This is a genomic window from Flammeovirga aprica JL-4, assembly GCF_012844305.1.
In the GTDB taxonomy this organism is placed as follows: domain Bacteria; phylum Bacteroidota; class Bacteroidia; order Cytophagales; family Flammeovirgaceae; genus Flammeovirga; species Flammeovirga aprica.
Window position 1 is genome coordinate 1 of the sequence record NZ_JABANE010000378.1, and the last position, 639, is coordinate 639.

General features: G+C 54.1%; 1 protein-coding gene. It reads left to right on the plus strand.

Translation table 11 applies throughout. The features are described 5' to 3' along the window. Positions 1 to 36: 36 nt before the first annotated feature. Positions 37 to 639: hypothetical protein (locus HHU12_RS34470; protein WP_205960101.1), on the plus strand; the 603-nt coding region annotated here is incomplete at its 3' end.

A 639-nucleotide genomic window follows, 5' to 3' on the forward strand; every position in this document is an offset into this window, starting at 1 on the left:
CCTGATGACACCACGGCGTTGAACAAGCTGCGCACCATGCGTAACACTGACCCGGACCTCTTCGCTGCACTGTACCCGGACAAGGCGGACTTGTTCCTGACGATGGACATGATGGACAAGCAGGGGATTGACCCACAGATACTCATCGACGCTGACCGTTCCCGACGCAGTCTCACCAAAGAGATGCAGTACGAGGACGACAAGGCGTGGGCGTCCCTGAAGAACAACTCCCAGTCCCCAGAGCTATCCCGCATCCCAGCCAGTCTTGACGCAATGGCCCGTAAGATGTACGACAGCGTCAAGTACCGCACAGGTAACAGTGATATGGCTATGGAGCAGACCGACAAGTTCCTCAAGGAATCCACTGTTACTTTCAAAGGTGACGACGTGGATGGTGATACCATTGGTATTATCCCGAAGAACATCCTACAGGTAAGTGATGACCCTAAGAGCTGGGAGCAGGGCCGAGACATCCTTGAAGAAGCCAGAAAGGGAATCATCGCGGCTAACCCTTGGGTAACCAACAAGCAGCTGACGATGTACCAGCAGGGAGACTCTATCTACATGATGGACACCACTGGGACTGTCCGAATCCGCTACGACAAGGAGCTACTGGCTCGAACCTATCAGGAACAGCAG